2 protein-coding genes are annotated in these 2316 nt (G+C 63.6%); both read right to left on the bottom strand.

The genetic code is table 11. The annotated features are described in order from the left end of the window. Positions 1-1225: 4-alpha-glucanotransferase (gene malQ, locus ABI213_RS01240; protein WP_348025762.1), on the bottom strand; the 1225-nt coding region annotated here is incomplete at its 3' end. A 171-nt stretch (positions 1226-1396) separates the two neighbouring features. Further along, positions 1397-2316 (bottom strand): alpha-glucosidase C-terminal domain-containing protein (locus ABI213_RS01235; protein ID WP_348025760.1); only part of this gene is annotated, 920 nt, incomplete at its 5' end.

Here is a 2316-nt window from a genome sequence, read left to right as displayed (position 1 = left end):
CGGCCCACCAGCCCACTACCGTGTCGTTGTCATGCGTGCCGCTATAAACCACGGTGTCGCGTGCGTAGTTGTGCGGCAAAAAGCCGTTTCCTGCGTCATCCGAGAACGCAAACTGCAAAATCCGCATGCCCGGAAAACCCGCCCGGGTGCGCAGCGCCACCACCTCGTCGGTGATCACACCCAGGTCTTCGGCAATGATGGGTAGCTTGCCCAACGCGGCTTCGATGGCCGCAAACAGGTCGTAGTCGGGGCCGGGCATCCAGCGGCCCTTGACAGCGGTGGGTTCGCTGGCCGGAATCTCCCAGTAGCCTACAAAGCCGCGGAAATGGTCGATGCGCACCACGTCAGCCAGGGTGAGCTGGCGTTTGACGCGCTCAATCCACCACGCGTAGCCGTCGGCCTTCATGGCGGCCCAGTTGTACAGCGGGTTGCCCCAGCGCTGGCCGGTGGCCGAGAAGAAGTCGGGCGGCACCCCGGCGATGACCAGCGGGTGGCCTGCGGCATCCAGCGCGTATAGGTCGGGGCGCGACCAGCAGTCGGACGAGTGGTGCGCGATAAAAATCGGCAAATCGCCCACCATGTGGATGTTCTTGCTGTTGGCATAGCCCTTCAGACGCTTCCACTGCACGTCAAACTGCCACTGCACAAAGCCCCAGAAGCCGATTTCACCGGCGTATTGGGTGCGTGCTGCGGCCAGTGCAGCAGGTTCGCGGCGCGACAGCGGCTGGGGCCAGTCGGGCCACAGGGCCGGGGTGTGGGCCTGGTCCAGCGCCATGAACAAGGTGTAGTCGGCCACCCAGCTCTGTTCGGCCAGCAGCCATGCCGCGAACGCCGCCTGGTCTTCCGGGGTAGCGCTGGCCTGGAAGCCAGCAAAGGCTTCGCGCAGTTTTTGCTGCCGCCAGGGCACGACCTGGCCGAAGCTGATGGTCTCGTCGTTGAAGGTGGTGGCCAGTGCTTCCTGGGCGATCCAGCCTTTTTCTACCAGCGGCTCAAACGCCACCAGCAACGGGTTGCCTGCAAAAGCCGAGCTGCCCATATAGGGCGAATCGCCGGGGCCGATGGGGCCCAGCGGCAGGGTTTGCCATAGCGACTGGCCAGCCGTTTCCAGCCAATCCACAAAATAAAAAGCGTTGGGTCCAAAGTCGCCACAGCCGTGCGGGCCGGGCAGGGAAGTAGGGTGCAGCAACACGCCCGAGGTGCGTTGGTTCAACAGGTCAGAAGCCATGTGTTCGGTTCCGGTTAGTGTGTAAAAAATCAGGTTTCAGCCCCCGGCCAAAGCCAAAAGATACGCCTTCCAGAAACACCGCAGAACTGGCTTTGCCAGGCTGCTGGTGTTGCCCCCTGCAAGGGGGTTGGAGGAAAGTGCGTAGCACTGGAGCCTGGGGGTGAGTCAATTTCAGGCGGCAAACCAGCTAAAGCCTTTGGGTGGCAAGGCAAGCACGCCCTGGGCCAGGTCTTGTTGGCCAAAGATCCGCTTCCAGTCCGCACCGGCAATGGCGGCGGGCAGGGTCACGCTCACTGCGTCCTTGGACAGGTTTTGCACCACCAGTACCTGCTGCTCCGCCGTGCCGCGCACATAGGCCAGGATGCGGTCGTCCAGCGTGGTCAGCGGCTGGAAGTTGCCTGCGGCCAGGGCAGGGTGGGCGCGGCGCACGGTCAGCATGGTGCGCACGGCATCGTGCGTGCGTGCGGGCAGGCTGCTGGCATCGGCCAGTTGGCGGTCTACGCTGGCCCAGTCCACGGCACCGCGCACCTTGTAACGCGCATCTTTGTAGCCAGTGAGGGCTTCCTGGTCGGCCTGGAACTGGTTGTCGTTGGGCTTAGCGAATTCGTCGCCGTAGAAGATCACTGGCGTGCCCAGCAGGGTGAAGCTGATGCTGAAAGCCAGTTGCACCGCCGCCGCATCGCTCTGGAACAGGTCCACCAGGCGCGAGGCAATGCCTTCGCCCTGGCGGAAATCCCATTCGGGCTGATGGCAGTAGGCGGCGTGGATGGTTTTGCGCTCTTCCGGGGTCACCATCTCCAGCGTCAGCTCGTCGTGGCAGCGCAGAAAAGAGAACCAGCCGCAGGCATCCGGGATGTCGGGCGTGAAGTTGGTTGAGAGGGTGTCAAAAATCGGCTTGGCCGAGGCTTCGGCCAGCGCCAGGTAGATGCGCGGCATCACCGGGAAATGGTAGGCCGCCTGGCATTCGTCGCTGTCACCAAAATAAGTCACCACCTCGGCCGGTGGCTGGCAGGCTTCGGCCAGCAGAATGGTGCCGGGGCGCACGGTGTCCAGCACGGCGCGGAAGAACTTGACGATGGCGTGGGTGCCGG

Origin of the sequence: Rhodoferax sp., from assembly GCF_039922535.1 — a bacterium.
Taxonomy (GTDB): Bacteria; Pseudomonadota; Gammaproteobacteria; order Burkholderiales; family Burkholderiaceae_C; genus Rhodoferax_B.
This window is presented reverse-complemented; position numbering and strand designations above follow the sequence as displayed.